The sequence below is a fragment of the Bacillus sp. AFS088145 genome (assembly GCF_002564465.1).
GTDB lineage: Bacteria > Bacillota > Bacilli > Bacillales > Bacillaceae_G > Gottfriedia.
Map to the genome: position 1 here is coordinate 36,316 of NZ_NUUX01000021.1, position 17,735 is coordinate 54,050.

The 17,735-nt window shown below is 32.1% G+C and carries 17 protein-coding genes and 1 riboswitch; of the genes, 12 read left to right on the top strand and 5 right to left on the bottom strand.

The genetic code is table 11. The annotated features are described in order from the left end of the window. The first annotated feature begins 135 nt into the window (after positions 1-135). From COI44_RS13355 to COI44_RS13395, 9 genes are all read left to right on the top strand, one after another. Positions 136-882 carry a 3-deoxy-manno-octulosonate cytidylyltransferase gene (locus COI44_RS13355; protein ID WP_098428403.1) on the top strand — a complete coding sequence of 249 codons (747 nt, stop codon included), beginning with the start codon at positions 136-138 and terminating at the stop codon, positions 880-882. Continuing rightward, positions 879-2,501 (top strand): aldolase catalytic domain-containing protein, encoded by a 1,623-nt coding sequence (locus COI44_RS13360; RefSeq protein ID WP_098428404.1) that lies wholly within the window; start codon positions 879-881, stop codon positions 2,499-2,501. Before COI44_RS13355 ends, COI44_RS13360 begins: the two co-directional genes overlap by 4 nt. A 12-nt stretch (positions 2,502-2,513) precedes the next feature. After that, a complete protein-coding gene (locus COI44_RS13365; protein WP_098428405.1) occupies positions 2,514-3,185 on the top strand; it encodes an HAD hydrolase-like protein in 672 nt (223 codons plus the stop codon). 53 nt (positions 3,186-3,238) lie between these two features. Continuing rightward, positions 3,239-4,240, top strand: coding sequence for a metallophosphoesterase (locus tag COI44_RS13370; RefSeq protein WP_179887115.1), 1,002 nt, complete (start codon positions 3,239-3,241; stop codon positions 4,238-4,240). A gap of 58 nt (positions 4,241-4,298) precedes the next feature. Beyond that, positions 4,299-5,189 (top strand): LCP family glycopolymer transferase, encoded by an 891-nt coding sequence (locus tag COI44_RS13375; RefSeq protein ID WP_098428661.1) that lies wholly within the window; start codon positions 4,299-4,301, stop codon positions 5,187-5,189. A gap of 533 nt (positions 5,190-5,722) precedes the next feature. Next, complete coding sequence (locus COI44_RS13380) at positions 5,723-6,493, top strand: hypothetical protein (protein WP_098428407.1); 771 nt, start codon at positions 5,723-5,725, stop codon at positions 6,491-6,493. Between the two features lie 101 nt (positions 6,494-6,594). Next, the gene (locus COI44_RS13385; protein ID WP_098428408.1) at positions 6,595-7,170 is read left to right on the top strand and encodes a hypothetical protein; all 576 of its coding nucleotides are present in this window, start codon (positions 6,595-6,597) and stop codon (positions 7,168-7,170) included. Further along, positions 7,170-7,742: a signal peptidase I gene (gene lepB, locus COI44_RS13390; RefSeq protein WP_098428409.1), complete on the top strand. Its 573-nt coding sequence runs from the start codon at positions 7,170-7,172 to the stop codon at positions 7,740-7,742. The genes COI44_RS13385 and lepB overlap by 1 nt, the downstream gene beginning before the upstream one ends. Positions 7,743-7,768: 26 nt before the next feature. After that, complete coding sequence (locus COI44_RS13395) at positions 7,769-8,950, top strand: ATP synthase subunit B family protein (RefSeq protein WP_098428410.1); 1,182 nt, start codon at positions 7,769-7,771, stop codon at positions 8,948-8,950. A 97-nt stretch (positions 8,951-9,047) separates the two neighbouring features. On the opposite strand, the gene COI44_RS13400 is transcribed toward COI44_RS13395, so the two are convergent. The 3 genes from COI44_RS13400 to COI44_RS13405 all read right to left on the bottom strand — a co-directional run bounded on the left by COI44_RS13400 (position 9,048) and on the right by COI44_RS13405 (position 10,711). Continuing rightward, positions 9,048-9,368 carry a helix-turn-helix domain-containing protein gene (locus tag COI44_RS13400; RefSeq protein WP_025671315.1) on the bottom strand — a complete coding sequence of 107 codons (321 nt, stop codon included), beginning with the start codon at positions 9,366-9,368 and terminating at the stop codon, positions 9,048-9,050. Between the two features lie 62 nt (positions 9,369-9,430). Further along, positions 9,431-9,568 (bottom strand): hypothetical protein, encoded by a 138-nt coding sequence (locus COI44_RS24210; protein ID WP_179887117.1) that lies wholly within the window; start codon positions 9,566-9,568, stop codon positions 9,431-9,433. A 34-nt stretch (positions 9,569-9,602) separates the two neighbouring features. Next, positions 9,603-9,733: riboswitch (cyclic di-GMP riboswitch) on the bottom strand. Between the two features lie 456 nt (positions 9,734-10,189). After that, the gene (locus COI44_RS13405; RefSeq protein WP_179887119.1) at positions 10,190-10,711 is read right to left on the bottom strand and encodes a sigma-70 family RNA polymerase sigma factor; all 522 of its coding nucleotides are present in this window, start codon (positions 10,709-10,711) and stop codon (positions 10,190-10,192) included. A gap of 305 nt (positions 10,712-11,016) precedes the next feature. On the opposite strand from COI44_RS13405, the gene COI44_RS13410 reads away from it, so the two are divergent. Further along, complete coding sequence (locus COI44_RS13410; RefSeq protein WP_098428412.1) at positions 11,017-11,550, top strand: competence protein ComK; 534 nt, start codon at positions 11,017-11,019, stop codon at positions 11,548-11,550. A 119-nt stretch (positions 11,551-11,669) separates the two neighbouring features. Here the strand turns inward: COI44_RS13410 and COI44_RS13415 are convergent, their stop codons facing one another. Together COI44_RS13415 and secA2 are read right to left on the bottom strand one after the other, a co-directional pair. After that, positions 11,670-12,578 (bottom strand): accessory Sec system S-layer assembly protein, encoded by a 909-nt coding sequence (locus tag COI44_RS13415; protein WP_098428413.1) that lies wholly within the window; start codon positions 12,576-12,578, stop codon positions 11,670-11,672. Then, positions 12,562-14,946, bottom strand: coding sequence for an accessory Sec system translocase SecA2 (gene secA2 / locus COI44_RS13420; protein ID WP_098428414.1), 2,385 nt, complete (start codon positions 14,944-14,946; stop codon positions 12,562-12,564). Before secA2 ends, COI44_RS13415 begins: the two co-directional genes overlap by 17 nt. Before the next feature lie 281 nt (positions 14,947-15,227). Between secA2 and COI44_RS13425 the strand changes: the two genes are divergently transcribed. Beyond that, the gene (locus COI44_RS13425; protein ID WP_098428415.1) at positions 15,228-16,877 is read left to right on the top strand and encodes a PQQ-binding-like beta-propeller repeat protein; all 1,650 of its coding nucleotides are present in this window, start codon (positions 15,228-15,230) and stop codon (positions 16,875-16,877) included. 185 nt (positions 16,878-17,062) lie between these two features. Further along, positions 17,063-17,641, top strand: a complete 579-nt coding sequence (locus tag COI44_RS13430) for a YARHG domain-containing protein (RefSeq protein WP_098428416.1) — start codon at positions 17,063-17,065, stop codon at positions 17,639-17,641. Positions 17,642-17,735 lie beyond the last annotated feature (94 nt).

Below are 17,735 nucleotides of genomic sequence, written 5' to 3' on the forward strand. Positions count from 1 at the left end.
ATAGCTATTATAATAACGCGTTGTTCACTATAATGAACGTAAAAGGTTTATTCCTTTGTTTAGATAGATTTACAAGTAAGTCTACTATTTTTTATAGTTGTACTCAAAACTGATTTTTATTAAATGGAGGTAAAAATGAAAATTATCGGAATAATTCCAGCTAGATATAATTCGTCAAGATTCCCAGGTAAGCCATTAGCAGATATTTGTGGAAAGCCAATGATTTGGTGGGTTCACGAACGATTAAAAGGATTAGAGGGACTAAATGAGGTATATGTAGCAACAGATGATATACGAATTAAAGAAGTTTGTGAAAGTTATGGAATAAAAACGATTATGACTTCTGAAAATCATAAAACACATCTAGATCGTCTATACGAAGTTTCTACAATAGTAGATGCTGATTTTTATATTAATGTAAACGGTGATGAACCTTTAATTGAAACTGAGGCGATTAGTAGAATTCTACCTAATGGGGTTGATTCGAAGTCATTATATGTATCAAATCTAATGACAGAATTAAAGAATCCTTTAGAGGCTGTGGACTTCTCTAAAATAAAAATTGCAACAGATGTTTTTGGATATGGATTATATTTAGCTAGAAGTCCAATTCCTTATCCAAAAGGGACATACGATTTCTATTATAAAAAGTTTGTTGGAGTACAATGTTTTACAAAAAGTGCATTGGAGTTCTGTTATTCAGCACCACGAGGCCCTTTGGAAGCAGCCGAAGACATTGATGAGTTTAGATTTATTGAGAATGGTCAAAAGATAAAATTTGTGGAAGCAAATGTGACGACTCTTTCCGTAGATACTCCAAAAGATTTAGATAAAGTACGAGATATCATCAAAAGTCGTTTAGAAAGTGTGGTATTTGAGTGAACAATATAAAGCTACTCGATTGTACTTTACGCGATGGTGGATACATCAACGATTGGAATTTTGGTAAGAGGACGGTTAAAAAAGTAATTGAAAAGTTGACGCAATCTAATATAGACATTATCGAATGTGGATTTCTTAGAAATGTGGATTATGATAATGATACTACAATTTTCAATGATATTGAAAAAATCAAAGAACTGATTCAGCCAAAAAATAAAGATACTATTTACGTAGCTATGATTGATCAACCATTCATCTCAATCGATAAAATAAAAGTATATGATGGTACTTCAATTGATGGAATTCGATTAACATTCCATGATAATGAAAAAGAAATTGCTGAAGCATTAGAATATGGAAAAATGTTAATTGAAAAAGGGTATAAAGTGTTTATTCAACCAGTTGGTACTACTAGTTACACTGATGCAAATCTGTTAGCTTTGATTGAAAAAGTTAATGAGTTAAAACCATATGCATTTTACCTAGTAGATACACTTGGAATCATGTACAAAAATAATTTACTAAGAATGTACCACCTACTAGATCATAATCTTGATAAAACAATTAACATCGGATTCCATTCTCATAATAATTTGCAATTATCTTTTTCAAATGCCCAAGAATTGCTAACACTGCACACTAAAAGAAATATAATAATAGATTCTTCGGTATTTGGTATGGGAAGAGGAGCTGGAAATTTATGCACGGAGCTAATTTCCGAGTACATTAATGAAAATATTGAGGAAAAATATAATATAGTACCGTTATTGGAAATTGTAGATGAACATTTGAGTAGATTTTTTAATGAGCCTAAATGGGGTTATTCAGTTCCCTATTTCATAGCGGCAATCAATAATTGTCACCCTAACTACGCATCATATCTAATGAATAAACAGACGATTTCTGTTAAGTCAATCAATACAATATTGAGGCAAATCCCGAACAAAAAACGTGAACTCTATGATGAAAATTATATTGAAGATTTATACATAAGTCATCAAATGCAATTGGTAGACGATACAGAAAGTTTGAAGAGATTAAGGAAGCTAATTGGCAATAAAAAAGTACTTATTATAGCACCAGGTAAATCAATCGAAAAAGAATTAGAGAATATTAAAACGTTTATAAACGAAGAGGATCCATTTATTATTAGTGTAAATTTTTTACCAAGTACTTTTAACTGTAATGCCATTTTTATTAGCAATAGTAAGAGATTTAAGAGTATGGAAGATGTGATAAAAGATTTATCATTTACAACAACCTTAATAACAACATCTAACATTACAAACATAAAAGTCGATTCATCAATAGTCGTTAATTATTCTGATTTACTGCTAGAAAACTCCTTAATTTCAGATAACGCAGGATTAATGGCTATTAATCTATTAAATCGTTTATTTATTGATCATGTGTATCTTGCGGGATTTGATGGATTCAGTTTAAACAAGGCTAAAAACTACTATTCAACAGAATTAATCAATCATATTGAAATGGTTGAGCTTGTTAAGAAGAATGAAGAAATAAAAAATTACTTAGCCAATATAGAAAATCATATGGGAATTCACTATGTAACGTCCACGATTTATAAAGATGTTCATTTATATAGTAAGACATATTAAAGCGGAGGGCATATGAAATATTCTACAATTATTTTTGACCTAGATGGAACATTATTAGATACAGCGGAAGGAATCATGATTGGTGCGAATCATACTGCAATTCTAATGGGGGCACCCGAATTAACAGTTCAACAGCAGAGACGATTTATTGGTCCACCACCTGTCGAATCATTTATGCGAGAGTGCGGTTTTAATGAAGAGAAGGCAAGAGAAGCTGTGAAAATATATAGAAGTAGATACAAAGAAAAGGGTAAATTTGAAGCTAAGCAATATAGCTATATTAAAGAATTACTATTTTCATTAAAAGAGAAAAAATGTACTACGGCAGTTGCAACACTAAAGAGGGATGATTTAGCAAAAGAAATTTTGGAAAATTTCGAATTAAGCAGGCACTTTGATGTTATTTTCGGAGTTGATGATGCCGATACGCTTAGTAAATCAGATTTAATTTTAATGTGTTTAGAAGAGATAGGTCAAAATGATTTATCAAAAGCAGTATTGATCGGTGATAGCATGCATGATGCAATCGGTGCAGAGAAAGTGGGAATTGATTTTATTGCCGTGACTTATGGTTACGGGTTTGAAAGTAAAGTTGACGCAAGTAAATGTAAGAATGTTTATGTAACTGAAAGCGTTGAGGAGCTCTTTGATTTTTTGGAATTAAAGCAGACGATCAAGTATTAATTTGAACGGGTTATCAATACTTTGTATAAAAAGTGGATAATGGAGCGGTTACTTTGAAAAATAAACTAGCGAAAGTAGTTGCCGGGTTAATCATATTATTTATCTGTGCCCTAGTAATTTATATAATTTGGGATAATAACCGAATTACAATAGCAAAACAAGACGTTTTAGTAGACCACTTACCAAAAGAATTTGAGGGATATAAAATTCTTCAAATTACAGACTTGCATAGTAAAGAGTTTGGTAAAAATCAAAGTCGCTTGTTAAAATCCATTAATTCCACGGATTATGATGCCATTGTTTTTACTGGGGATATGATTCTTAAAAGCCAAAGTACTAATATTAAGCCTTTTTATCAATTATTAGAAGGAATACATAACAAAGAGAATGCCATTTATATACCTGGAAATGAAGATCCAGAGGCATATTATGTAAATTCAAAAGGTGTATTAGTAAAAAGTAAGTTCATAAAAGGAATTAAAAAACGCGGCGTCAAATTCTTGGAATCTGTTTATTCAGTCAAAAAAAACAATTCCACAATTAACTTCGTTGACTTTGAAACGTCGATTCTGAACGTTACTCAAAGTGAAAAACAAACAAATGGAATCTTCTTACCTGAGTATGTACAAACCAAGCAGTATATTGAGCACCGTAAATCATTAATTAAAGAGATGTCTAGTATTAATCATTTAAAAAAGAATGATGTCTTAATCGCGCTTAATCACTATCCTATAGTTGACACGAGAATTGATAGTCTTTTAAATGATTCTAGTCTGAAATTTAGAGATCGGAAATACGATTTGATAATTGCTGGACATTATCATGGAGGACAAATTCGCTTACCCTTTATAGGAGCCCCATTCGTTCCAGAGGGATGGTATAAGTGGGGTGGTCTGTTTCCTCCACAAAACCGCGTTAAAGGTCTTTGGGAGTACAAACATACTAAACAATATGTGAGTACAGGTCTTGGAAGTAGCAATTTTATTCGGTTCCTAAAGTTTCGTTTATTTAACCCACCTGAAATTAATGTTTTAACATTAAAACAAAAAAAATAGTCTAACTACATTTTAATTTTAACTAAAAGGAGCAATATCCGTGAGCTGGAAAAAAATAATGTTGCGCATTGGAATTGTTTTGACCGTACTGGTAGTTATAGCCGGGGCTACTGGATTTTATATTTATCATGAAGTAACGAAAACGACAAGCGTGATCTATCACCCAATTGAAAAGACGGAGAAAAGGGTCGAACCCGTCAGCGTTAAGGAAAAAAATCCATTCTCAGTTTTACTCCTAGGAGTAGACAAACGGCCAGGTGACCAAGGGCGCTCTGATTCGCTAATGGTCATAACCGTAAATCCTACAAAACATACGACGAAAATTATTAGTATTCCACGCGATACTCGTACTGAAATAGTAGGGAAAAATCGTACTGATAAGATTAATCATGCATTTGCATTCGGTGGTATACAGATGAGTGTAAACACCGTAGAGAAATTTTTAAACATACCTATTGATTACTATTTAGAGGTCAATATGGAGGGATTTAAGGGTATTGTAGATGCAATTGGTGGAGTAGAGGTTATGAATACTCTAGACTTCACAAATGATGGTTATCACTTTAAAAAGGGATTATTGACTTTAAATGGAGAAAAGGCATTAAGTTTCTCTCGAATGCGTTATGAGGATCCACAAGGAGATTTTGGACGAGAAGCTAGACAACGTCAAATTATTCAGGAAGTAATTAACAAAGGAACAAAAATTAAAAGTTTGGTTAGTTATAAGGATATATTAAATTCGATTAGTAAAAACCTTGAAACTAATTTAACCTTAGATGAAATGTTCGATATTCAGAAAAGCTACCGCGGTGCCACGGCCAGTATTGAACAACAGCAATTAGAAGGAAGTGGGAAAATGATTAAGGGAATCTACTATTATTTAGTACCGGAAGAAAATCGTTTAGCACTTTCAAACGAACTACGCGATCAGTTAGGATTAACACAATAAGCGTGAATAGAAAAAAACCCGATCTGTAATATAGTTTATCTATATTACGGATCGGGTTTTTTTTGCTTTGATCTATTTAGTGATTAAATCTTTAATCTGAACGAAAAGACTACACCTCCCATTTATCCTCTGTGGTTTCTACAAATTTCTACATATTGATATTCGCTCGCAAATCTCTGAGTTACTAAAGACCTAGTACTTAATCCTGTTTTTTCCTTTAAAATATGAAAAAAATAGAGAATGCAAAGTATTTACGTTTAATCAATTTTGTATTTTATATGTAAAAAGTACTAATTAATAGAGTAATAGTTAGTAAAGTTCTGTTTTGACAACAGAAAATTACAAATAAACACAGTTTTCATCAAAAAACGATTAAAAAAAACAATGTTCACGTCGTTTTTTGTCAAAATAACACTTTTCATAAAGGTTCAACTCAATTGTTAGATTATTTAGTCTTTTGTATAGTTAAATTGTATACGTTCTCACGGGAGAACAGAATACAAAATATATACAATTTAGGGAGAGAGAAAGAAATGAAAAAGGTTAAGAGTAAAGTTGTAATAGGTATTGTATCTGCTGGTTTAGTTATTTCTGGAGGGATTGCATTCGCAAGTACTAATGCGGGGGAGTTATTAACAAACTGGGCTAATTCAAAAACTTCTGATACAAAAACAGAGCTTTCTTCATCATACAAACCAAAATATGATTCTTCAGTTGCAGATATGAAAACTAACGTAAATAATTACAAAGTTGATGCTGCAAACACGATTGAATCAGTAGGAGATGCTCAAACAAAATTGGCAAATCAACAAATTAGTGCGGCATTAAATGAGCATATTGCTGCAATTTCTAAAGCTATGGCAGCTTTAAACATGAGCATACCTGCTGATTTTGCTAACTATGTTTCAACAACAAATGGTCAAACAACTTCTGATTTGAATGCGTTAGCAGATACATTAAATAGTAGCTTTAATGCACAGCTTTCAGCGGTTGCTAAAAGTGCGGATTCAAAACTTCAATCTAATTTAAATTCTTCTCGTACAACAGCTGTGAACACTTTAACACAAAAAATTCAAGATGCTAAAGCTGAAATTACTACATTAATTAATACTCAAGCATCTGATTCTGAAAAAGCTGTTTTAGAGCACTTATCTTCAGAAATTGACCGTATTGAAGCTTCATTAAAAACTGAAATTGACACGCAAAAAGAAGCAGCATTTAAAACTTTAGAAGATACACAATCAAAAACTACTAATGATGCGATTAAAGATATGCAAGATTTAGTTGACGCGATTAATAAATAAGAAATAACTTAGATAATTTCCATTAATAACAGTAAACATGACTTTTAAATTCATAAAATTAAAGAGTTTGTTTTTTTCATGTAGTCATTAGGAGGTAAATTATGCAGAATCGTACTGAAAAAACAGAAAAACAAACATGGGTCTCCAAAAAATTTAAAAAGCTTTTAATTGGATCTGTTACGTTAAGTGGTGGTTTGCTAATCGCAACGACGTTTTCATTTGCCGATACAAATTTACCTGCAGCAATGACTGCATGGACAAGCCAACAAACTAAGCAAGCCAGTGATTATATTATTGGAATGACCGAAGCAGAGTCTACTAAGCAAAAAGCACGCTTAATTCAAGAGGTGCAAGAAAAAGCGAAGGAATCTGCTGATGAAATACAAAAATATTCGACACAAAAAAGCTTAGAATCACAAGCAGAGCTTCAAAAGTATGGAGATCAATTGATTAAACAAATTGATAGTAAGAACGAAAAAGATGTACAAGAAGCAAAAGAGAGAATTGATAAAATTATACAAAACGCTCAGGAACAAGCAAAAGAAGAAATTAAACAGCAGGTTCCTAAGGTGAACTCAAATAATGGGAATAATTCCGATGAAACATCTAACTCGAAAAATGAGGATTCACAAAATACAAACAGCCAAGATCAGTCTAGTGAGGAAGGTCAACAGTAATGAATGCTTCAAAAATTGAAGAACAAAAAGCGATGGAAGATAAAAACGTACAAACTTTTAGTCAGTCATTAGTTGAATGGATGAAGTTCTTTCTAATCTTAGGTGTTCTTTTAGTTATTTTACTAAACACAGTTGGACTTACAAAAGTTAGCGGATTTTCAATGTACCCTACTTTAAACGATGGGGATGTAGTCTTTGTGAATAAATTAGCTCGTTTTACTCATGATCCTGAACTTGGAGATGTTGCGATTATGAAATTAAGAGCTGAAGGATTTGATGTTGTAAAACGAATAATTGGAGTTTCTGGGGACGCAGTTTTTATAAAAAATGGAATTATTTATGTGAATAACCAACCGGTTCCAGAAATCTCTACAAATGGGACTTCTGAAGATATGGAAAAAATAACGGTTCCTAAAAACAAGGTATTTGTTGTTGGTGATAATCGAGAGCCGGGAATAAGTTTCGATAGTCGAAGTAAAGAATTTGGATTTATACCTATTAATGACATAAAAGGTTATGTACTAGTTTCAATCTTACCTATTCATAAAATAGCAAAACCACTTAAAGTGTAATCTGTCTAATGGAGGCACGAAAGAAAATGGAAAAAAAATCAATGAAAAAGAAAATTGCAGTTGGAATACTGGCTGCTGGAATCCTAACATCTTCTAGTTTGGCATTTGCATCTACTAATGCCGGAGAGTTATTTACAAATTATGCCGCTCAATTATTAAATGATGCGAAGTCAACTGTTAGTAACACATTAGGTTCAAAAACTTCAGATATGATTGGGGCATTAAAGAATAAATTAAATGCATATGCTTCTGATACAGAAAATGGCGTTAATAATAAACAAGGCGAGTTACAACAAGCTGGTGTTAATAAAATTAACGGTCAATCAGATGAGCATATTAACGCAATCAACAATGCTTTACCTGGAATTAATCAAAATACTACTGACCAATTTTCGCAGCTAGTAGCACAATTAAATGCTCAAACTACTGCTGGAGTTGAAGGTGAAGTTAACGGATTAAAACCTGACTTTAGTTCACAAGTTACAAATAGGCAACAAAAAATTACTGCTGAGCAAGCTAAGGCGCTTAATGATTTAGAAGACGCAATAAATGCGGCTAAAGTAACTTTAGGCCAATTAATTGATCTGCAAAAACAAACAGCTGATCAACAAGTAAAAACTTACTTACAAGATCAAATTGATAAAGTAACACAAATTATCAATGATGCAACAAGCGATTTAGAATTCAAAAAATCAAAAGCATTAGCTACTAAGGCAACAAATATAAAAAATGATACACTTAATGATTTAGATTCTTTAGCTAGTGGATTATATACTCCTCAAAATAGTTATCTAGCAGACTTTGAAAGTGCAAGTTCACCATTTACAATCGCTGGTGGTTGGGAAAGAATTAATTCAAAAGTAGATGGGAAAGCTGACTATTATTTAATCAGCAATAACGTTTCTAATAATAGTTCTTCTACTGCTGAGGTAACAATTAATGTACCAGATAACGCATACAACGCATTCTTATCTTTTGATTATTTAGTTCTTTCGCAACTAAATAAAGATATCTTAACGATTTCATTAGATGGCAGTGTACTAGTTAGTGAATCAGGTACTGATAACCATTGGACAAATAAGAAGCTTACTATTCAACCAGGCAAACATGTGTTAAAACTTACGTATGCAAAAGATAAATCTGGCAGCTCTAGTAAAGATGCTGGTTATATCGATAACATTTCTTTAAAATATGATTTGCGTAAATAAATGATAAGAAGGGCACTCTTCATTTGAAGAACGCCCTTCTTATTATCGTGGGAAAAAAAATCTTCAAATTAAAATGGTTACATTTTAATTCGAAGGTTTATTTGCCTTGCTTATACTTATTAAACTCAATAAATTTTAATAATTCATCTTTTGGTATACCTGAATTAATTGCTTCTTGAAGGATATCCATCCATTCAGAATCAATAATTTTTGTTGGATCAATATCATCTTTCAGGAGGCTTTCTGCCGTTGTATTGAAGACGCCAGCAATTTTTTCAAGTACTTGAATTGAAGGATTGCTTTGTAGATTTCGTTCAATCGAACTTATGTAGGATTTTGCGATACCAGCACGTTCTGCAAGCTCTGTAAGTGACATTCCATGTTGTAAACGTAGTTTTTTAATTCGTTCTCCAATCATATAAGCTACTCCATATCTTTTTGACTATTACAAAAAGTATATCATAGTAGGGAGTAGTTCTCCTAGTTTTGACATGAATCTTTAACGCAATTGTAAAGAAATAATCGCACTTCATCAGGACTTATGCCTACTTCAATGCATTCTAGTAGTAAGTCGATCCAGTTTAATTCTGCAGAATGTTTTTTCAATTCACTGTACATGGATAATGCCTCCTAAAATTAAGGTATAAGATACCTAGGTAACCCTGCTATCTTAGTTCGTTTAATAGTTAAAAAATACAGTGAACTAGTGCTTTTTCCCTATATTCACAACTAAGATCAGTGGCTTTGCGTCCCAATCTCTCAATTGGTTTGCCTTTTTCTAGAGAGAGTTCTGGTAGATTTATTACAATTTTTAAAAAATTTATATAACAATTATATAATGAATCCAATACATAGTTTGTAGTAATTTGTAGTTTCAAAAAAAACAATAGTATTACTAATATTTCAATTATATTAAAAGCTTTAGATAAATCAAGGCGTTTTTTCATATTTGAAACAATTGGAAAAATTTCAACAGAAAACATTTCGACATTCGTAAAAAAAATGTCGAAACTACAAAAAAATACTGGTAGAATTTAGTAATTTTAGAATAATATTCTAGACCAGGCCAAAATAGAAGAGAATGTTAAAAAACGTGTGAAGTTCTACTCGAAATGGCACAGTTTTGAAATTTGTAAAAGTAGGAGGAAAGTAATGGTTTATTTGGTTTGAATTGGAGTACAGATTGAAACTAATAAAAAAATACAGTAATCAATAAATAGATTACTGTATTTTTTAGTTTTATTTTGATTCTCTCAATCTTTTTAATGCATAACGATAACTAGAGCGTACACTAGATTCTTTCATATTTAAATTTTTAGCAATTTGTTGAAAGTCATGATTGAAATAAAAACGTTCAATAAGAATTTGCTTCTGTAAGGGGGAAATTCCATCTAGAAAACTCATAAAATTAACAAGTGAAAATACCTCATCAAAATAGATTAAATCTTCTATACCTTGCTCGGAGAATACGTTTCGTTCATCGTATTTAATTGCTTTGGATAGCTCGTTTAATAAATAGCCTCTTACAGTAATATAAGCATAACTTGAAAAATCCCCTTTCTCGGTTTGATACTGCTGATAAGCCTTCCATAATGCTATTTGACCAATTTGATAATATTCATCAAAGTTTTTATATATATGTAACTTCTTCATAGTTGCTTTTATCATTCGGGAATACTGGTTTATGCATTGCTCGAATGTACTTGGCTTCAATTTTCCTGAAACAACTTGATCATCTACATGTTCTTCACTACATTTCATGCTTACTGCCTTTCTTAAAGGCATGCCCTTGTGTGTATTCCGCGGTGAAGTAACTATATAAAAAAATAAGATATATATCATATTTGGAAACATCAATTAAGAATAATAAAAATAGAGTGAAAGGTGAGTATTGAATTTAAAACTTTAAATTTGCCAGAAATAATTAAATGAAACCTTATCTATTTATATTTTTAAAAGAAGTAAAGTTTACTAAAACACAGGTTAAACGGTCATAGAAGTTTCAAAAATACGGAAAGATAATTTTGATATAATCGATATGTAAAAAATCCTCAAAGGAGGCACATATGTCAAAATTAGATTATGTTGTATCGTATGAAACAATGCTGATTGAAGCTGCGGATCATCCAGAGTATTTAACCAAAATAACAGATAAAAACAAAGGAGTAATCTATTCAAAGCGGCCAATGAAAGCAATCTTGAAAGAATCCGCCCTCTACCATAATCAATCTATTAAAGGCCATCTCGAAGTCGTAAAAAGTAAATATCCAACTATGAAAAAGATTCCTCTTATGATTAATCCCACATTATCAATTATTATGATTCCTACATCTTCGCAAAATAACTTATCTTGCAAATGGCTAAATTTTATCCAAATAAATAAATATATAAAAGAAAAAAGAAAAACAAAAATACAGTTTAGGAATGGAGAAGAGAGGATATTCCCAATTTCTTATTACATTTTTGATAAACAAATTAGTAAAGCCACAAAGATTATTAGTATGTATTTAAGTCAGAAAGTAGAATATAAGCTAAAATCAGATGAAGAAAAGTTAATGATGATTAAGGAATTAATAGAAGGATATTCTTCTGATGGGTAGGCTAGAGGCAAGGTGTTTTTAGGAAAGCAGGGGAAGGAAAGACAAAAAGCAGGCCTTAAGATCTTAATTGATCATAAATCCTGCTTTTAAACTTAGTGAATCTATTCTTTAATTATGCCTTAAATAACTTCTTGTTCAGGTATTCTGATTGTCCATTGTGAGAACGCATTTATTTCTACTAGTTCTTTAGGGAAGATAAATGTCCATGGTTTACTCGTATTTGCTTGGATTGTTAATGGAGGTAGTGTGAATAAACCTTTCGCAATTATTTCGCCATTCTCATTTAACATTTCTAGTGGTAGTAATTCTAGACTAACGGCTTGTGTTGATCCATTTCGAACTAAAATGTTAACGCCTAAGTTTCCTTCTTCATTATAGCTTGCTCGCAAAGCATGTAAGCTCACTTCATTTATACGTAATTTAGGTAAAGAATTTACAAGATTGCTTAATTCTGTAATTTGTTCTTCAGTAAGACGGCCTTCCCATGTTGGATCTATATCTAATCGGTGGATAGTTTTTGATAAATCAAATGCTAACTCAAAACCTTTTTCGGGCAAGTCCTCTTTTAGTAAATACTCTCGTTCAAATACAAAGCGCCATGGGCGGCTACTGCAAGGAGGCATTTCGCCAAGCTCTTCCAATCTAAAGCCTTTTTTAGCTAATAGTTCTCCTTCTTCACTAATCAATAATAAAATAGCATCTTCTAAGCGAACTAATTTTTCTAAACTATTACGAACGAATGCTGTAACAGTTACACTTCCGTCATCATTAGTTTCAAGTTCGATTGCAGATAATGATAATTGATTTGGTTTTAAAGGAGAAAGCTCGTTATTTAAAAATTGATAAACATAACGCTTTTCATCTTCAATATGCATTAATGGATGGAATGAAATTTTAGGAAAAATTTCAGCCACTTCATTTCCTTCAACTTGAACTACTTGATCAGTAGATGTTTGTTGCAATAAATCACTCGATGAAACTGTTGAATCTTTACCCTTTTGTAATAAACGCTTAATCGACGATAACATTTTGTTTTTCTACCCCCTGTGGACAAGATAATTCTTGGAATGTTGAAGCAAGACTTGCTGATATTTCTTGTTGTATTGAGTTATAAGTATGTTCAAACAGAGTAAATCCATCTAATTCATATAGTCGAATTGGATCTTCTTGTTGATACTGTCTTAAGTGTATCCCTTCAATCAATTGTTGTAAATGCTCTAAATGTTCAGTCCAATATAAATCTATAGTACTTAATACCGTGCTTTTTAAAATACTAATAAGTTTTACTTTTTTCTCTTCCTCTATACCGTTTAATACATCTTTATATACTGAAAAAGCTTCTTTTACGTTTTTCCAAATCTCTTGTTCAGTATTAAAATGTTCAATATCTATTCGAAGTGGTGGTATAAGTTGTTCAAGTGCTGTTTTTCCTTCAAGTAGATCCCAATCTTCAGGTGTACTATCTTTAGGATAGAATTGCATTAATAAGTGATTGACCGTTTCTTCAGCTTGACCAATAAACCAGCCTAAATCAGTTTCACTTTGTAAAAAGTTATTTCTTAATTTATAAATAATACGGCGATGTTCATTTGCAACACCATCTAATTTAAGCTGCCATTCACGAATTGAAGATTGATTTCCTTCACAGAGCTTTTGTGTAGTTGAAACAAGGTCTTGAATCGTAGAATTTAGTACTTTACCAAATTGATCAGTCTGTAAATTTTTATATAATTTATCTAGCTTTTCTGTATTATATTTTACAAATAATTCATCTTCTAATGACAGATAGAATTGAGATGAACCAGTGTCCCCTTGTCTCCCTGCACGCCCTTTTAATTGTAAATCAATGCGCTCACTTTCATGACGTTCTGTTCCAATTACATGAAGACCTCCTAAATCTGATACACCTTCAGCTAATAAGATATCAGTCCCTCGACCCGCCATATTGGTTGAAATGGTAATCATACCCATTTGACCAGCTATGGCAATCATCTTTGCCTCTTCTTCAACATTTTTTGCATTAAGGAGCTGAAACTTTATCGATTTTTTTTCTAATAATTCTGCGAATACTTCAGATTGACGAATGGAGTTTGTTCCAATTAGAATTGGTTGTCCCTTTTCATGTCGTAATTTTACATCAGCCAGTACTGCTCTGAGTTTTTCTTCTGTTTTTTCAAACACAATATCTTCGTGGTCAATCCGAATTACCGGTTTATTAGTAGGAATTCGAATAACTTCCATGTTATAAACATGTAGGAGTTCTTTTTCTTCCGTTTTTGCAGTACCAGTCATGCCAGAAAGAATTGGGTACATACGGAAATAATTTTGTATTGTTATAGATGCAACGGTATGATTTTCTTCAGTTGTTTTTAATCCTTCTTTTGCCTCGATTGCTTGATGGAGACCGTTACTTAATGAGCGACCTTCCATAATTCGGCCAGTAAATAAGTCAATTAGTCTAATCTCACCTTCGTGAATAATATAATCAACATCGCGTTGAAATATTAAATCGGCTCGCAATGCGTTATGAACAAAGTGGAAAAGCGTTGTATGTTCAAGGTCATATAAATTTTCTATCATAAAGGCTCTTTCAATCTTTGAAATGCCTTCTTCAGTTAAAGTAATTGCTTTAGTTTCTTGATCTAAAAAATAATCCCTACCTTTTATAAACGTACGAATAAAGCGTGCACAAAGCGTGTATAAGTGTGATTGTGCGGGTTTTTTTCCTGCAATAATTAATGGTGTTTTTGCTTCATCTATTAATACTGAGTCAACTTCATCAATAATTGCATAATGATATGGGCGTTGAACTTGTTCAACTAAAGAATTAACCATATTATCGCGTAAATAATCAAAACCAAATTCGGTTCCGATTCCATAAGTAATATCTGCATTGTATGCAGATTTTTTAGCCTCCATAGGTAAATTTGGAATGTTCAAACCAACGGTAAGACCTAAAAATTCGTGAATTTGCCCAATTTGGTCCGCATCTCGTCGGGCCAAATATTCGTTTATGGTAATAATATGTACGCCTTTTCCCTCAAGCGCACGAGTATAGGCAGGTAATGAAGAAACCAATGTTTTTCCTTCCCCAGTTGGCATTTCAGCAATATTTCCATCTAGTAATGCAAGTCCGCCAATTAATTGAACATCATAAGGGCGCATCCCTAAAACACGTTTTGATGCTTCACGTACTAGAGCAAAAGCATCTATTATAATTTCATGAATTACAGCTTCGTTATTAGAAATTTTTTGCTTTAATAGATAAGTAAATTTACGCAAATCTTCATCTAGAAGACTTTCAAAGAATGGCTCCTTTGTATTTATCTCCTGAACAATTTTTTCATACTCCTTTAATTTCCGATTGCCAATAATTTTTTGCAAAGTCTGGATCAAGGGTGTTCCCTCCTGAGCTGGTAATCTATCATGTCTCTTGTTTAAATGTATCATAAGTTTTAAGGGACTCAAGGTGTAAATAGTGGGAATTTATAGAAAAGATTGAAAAATATATTATTAATACTAAAGTAAAAATTATTAGGAATCAAAATGTAGCGATTGATCTTTAAGTAAAAATAACTAGTTAATTTCAAAATGTGACAAATTGCTTACTTCCTATTATATATAATCTTAGTAGTTTCATATTAATAGTCTACTAAGATATGAGGGAGAGAGCTTATTTGAAGACAAAGATCGGTATAATCTTTTCTGCTGCAATACTTTTAACAAGTATATTTAGTTCACCATCGTTGAAACATAGAGGCACTAAACATGAGACCAAATTAATAATCAATAATGAAGTGAAAGCTGCAACAAATCAAAAGAGTAGTGCGCAATCAGCACTTCAAAGGGATGAGACAAATCAACAAAAAAAATGGGAAGCACTACAACTGAATCCACTCCCAAGTAGTAAAAACCTATCATATAGTTTCAGTAATAATATAAAAGTGTTTACAAAGCCTTTCCCAGAGCAGTATCAAACTATTAATGGAATATTGAGCTTTCGAGGCGGACCTTTCCGAAATAATGGTCCGATGGGAACGACAGTTATTTCAAAGCAAAAGTTAATTAAGAGTTGGTCTTTTCAAACTTCTTCTTCATCTGGATGGGGCGGGGGCTCAGGATGGACTGGCCAACCTAGTGTAATTGAATGGAAACCACAAGAACAAAAAATTATGAATTTATATTCTCAATTTAAAACAAAGTCAAATTTTAAAGAAGTAGTTTATGGATCTTTAGATGGAAGAGTTTACTTTTTAGACTTAGCAACAGGTAAGAAAACAAGAAATCCAATTAATATTCAAAATCCAATTAAAGGTAGCGTGGCTCTTGATCCACGTGGTTATCCTCTTTTATACGTTGGACAAGGTATACCACAAACAGGAAAAATAGGTATGAGGATTTTTAGTCTAATTGATGGATCTCAATTAGCATTTATTCCTGGAATTGATTCTTATTCTTTTCGTGGTTGGGGAGCTTTTGATGGTTCAGCGTTATTTAACCGAGAAGATGATGCTATGTTAGTTGGCGGGGAAAATGGACTAGTTTATTTTATCAAACTAAATACTAAATATGATTCAAAGGCTAAAAAGATAAAAATTTCTCCAGTAATTTCAAAATATCGATATAAGCTTAAAAATAATTCTTACCAAGGTATTGAAAATTCAGTAGCGGTATTTAAAAATATTGCATACTTCGCCGATAACGGTGGTGGTATTCAAGCGCTGGATATTATTAAGAAAAGGCCAATTTGGGCAAATAATGCATATGATGATACAGATGCCTCAATTGTCATTGAGAATTCCAATGGTACACCGTTTTTATACACAGGTTCTGAAATCGATAAACAAGGAACTAAAGGCTATGCACGCATTCAAAAGTTAAATGGGCTTACTGGGAAAGTAATTTGGGAGAAGAAAATACCGGGTTATTCGATAAAAGGTAATCATCCTGTTAATGGTGGACTGTTAGCGACTCCAATTGTTGGAACTGGGCCATTAAAAGGGCAGGTTATTTTTAATATTTCAAGATATAAAACGATGAATGGGGGCTTATTAATTAGTTATGATACTGTTACTGGAAAAGAAAAATGGCATTTAGACTTACCAAACTATGCGTGGTCATCTACAGTAACGGTATATACAAAGGATAATAAAGCTTACTTAATTCAAGGTGATTCTGTTGGTAACTTGTACTTAATAAGTGGTAGCGGAAAAATTATCAATAAGATTAACCTAGGTGCCAATATTGAGGCGTCTCCAGTTGTAGTTGGACAACAAGTAATTGTTGGAACTAGAGGAGGTAAATATATAAGCGTCAATATACAATAAATATAGTGATGAATGATCCCTAATTCCGTTTGAGGAGCTAGGGATTTCTTGTTAATTTGATATAGTCTTTTCAATTGTGTTAATAACGTATTAAACTTCTATTAAAAGAATTGGATTTTAAGCAAATAGATTAGATAATATGATAAGTGTATTTATTTATAACTGTATTAGGGGAGTGAAAGGATTTGGCTAAAAAGGCAGAAAATAAAGTTGAAAGTCGTTCAGAACATAGAAAACTTAAGAATAAGGAAGATGTTTTTAGTAGTAAACGATACTTTTCGTTAATACTCTCAATAGCTGGAGTACTAATAATAGGTGCTACAGCAATTTTTTATGTCTACCCTAAAATCATGAATGAAGGGAATATTCATCCGGAAAGTGCTTCTACAAAGGCAGTAGCAGATAAGGATGTAAAAAAAGAAACAAAGAGTGAAAAGGCGACTGAAACAAAAACTAAGGAAGTTGCTAAAGAAACAACCACTAAGGAAACAAAGGTTTCCGATGAAGAAAAACAATCAAATGATTATGTTTTACCGGAAAGTAATAGTAGAAAACTAACGAATGCAGATCTAACTAAATTAGCTCCAAATGATTTACGTTTAGCCAGAAATGAAATCTATGCTAGGCATGGTTTAGTATTTAAATCTAGTGACTTGACGATTTATTTCAGCTCGAAGTCTTGGTATAAACCTAATCCAGCATATAGCGGACAGCTTAATGATGTAGAACAATATAATTTAAATTTAATTAAATCAAAGGAATAATAGGATATACGAGCTATTAAAAAAAGCAAAGTTCAGTGATTAATGAACTTTGCTTTTTTATTTGCTATCATACAATGCTTTTGATGAGAAAATA

Bases quoted from the DNA above. Each gene is read 5' to 3' on its own strand.
- COI44_RS13410 (WP_098428412.1), top strand. From the start codon at position 11,017: ATGTCAAAATTAGATTATGTTGTATCGTATGAAACAATGCTGATTGAA.
- COI44_RS13355 (WP_098428403.1), top strand. From the start codon at position 136: ATGAAAATTATCGGAATAATTCCAGCTAGATATAATTCGTCAAGATTC.
- COI44_RS13375 (WP_098428661.1), top strand. From the start codon at position 4,299: ATGTTGCGCATTGGAATTGTTTTGACCGTACTGGTAGTTATAGCCGGG.
- COI44_RS13405 (WP_179887119.1), bottom strand. From the start codon at position 10,711: ATGAAATGTAGTGAAGAACATGTAGATGATCAAGTTGTTTCAGGAAAA.
- COI44_RS13365 (WP_098428405.1), top strand. From the start codon at position 2,514: ATGAAATATTCTACAATTATTTTTGACCTAGATGGAACATTATTAGAT.
- lepB (WP_098428409.1), top strand. From the start codon at position 7,170: ATGAATGCTTCAAAAATTGAAGAACAAAAAGCGATGGAAGATAAAAAC.
- COI44_RS24210 (WP_179887117.1), bottom strand. From the start codon at position 9,568: ATGTACAGTGAATTGAAAAAACATTCTGCAGAATTAAACTGGATCGAC.
- COI44_RS13400 (WP_025671315.1), bottom strand. From the start codon at position 9,368: ATGATTGGAGAACGAATTAAAAAACTACGTTTACAACATGGAATGTCA.
- COI44_RS13380 (WP_098428407.1), top strand. From the start codon at position 5,723: ATGAAAAAGGTTAAGAGTAAAGTTGTAATAGGTATTGTATCTGCTGGT.
- COI44_RS13415 (WP_098428413.1), bottom strand. From the start codon at position 12,578: ATGTTATCGTCGATTAAGCGTTTATTACAAAAGGGTAAAGATTCAACA.
- COI44_RS13385 (WP_098428408.1), top strand. From the start codon at position 6,595: ATGCAGAATCGTACTGAAAAAACAGAAAAACAAACATGGGTCTCCAAA.
- COI44_RS13395 (WP_098428410.1), top strand. From the start codon at position 7,769: ATGGAAAAAAAATCAATGAAAAAGAAAATTGCAGTTGGAATACTGGCT.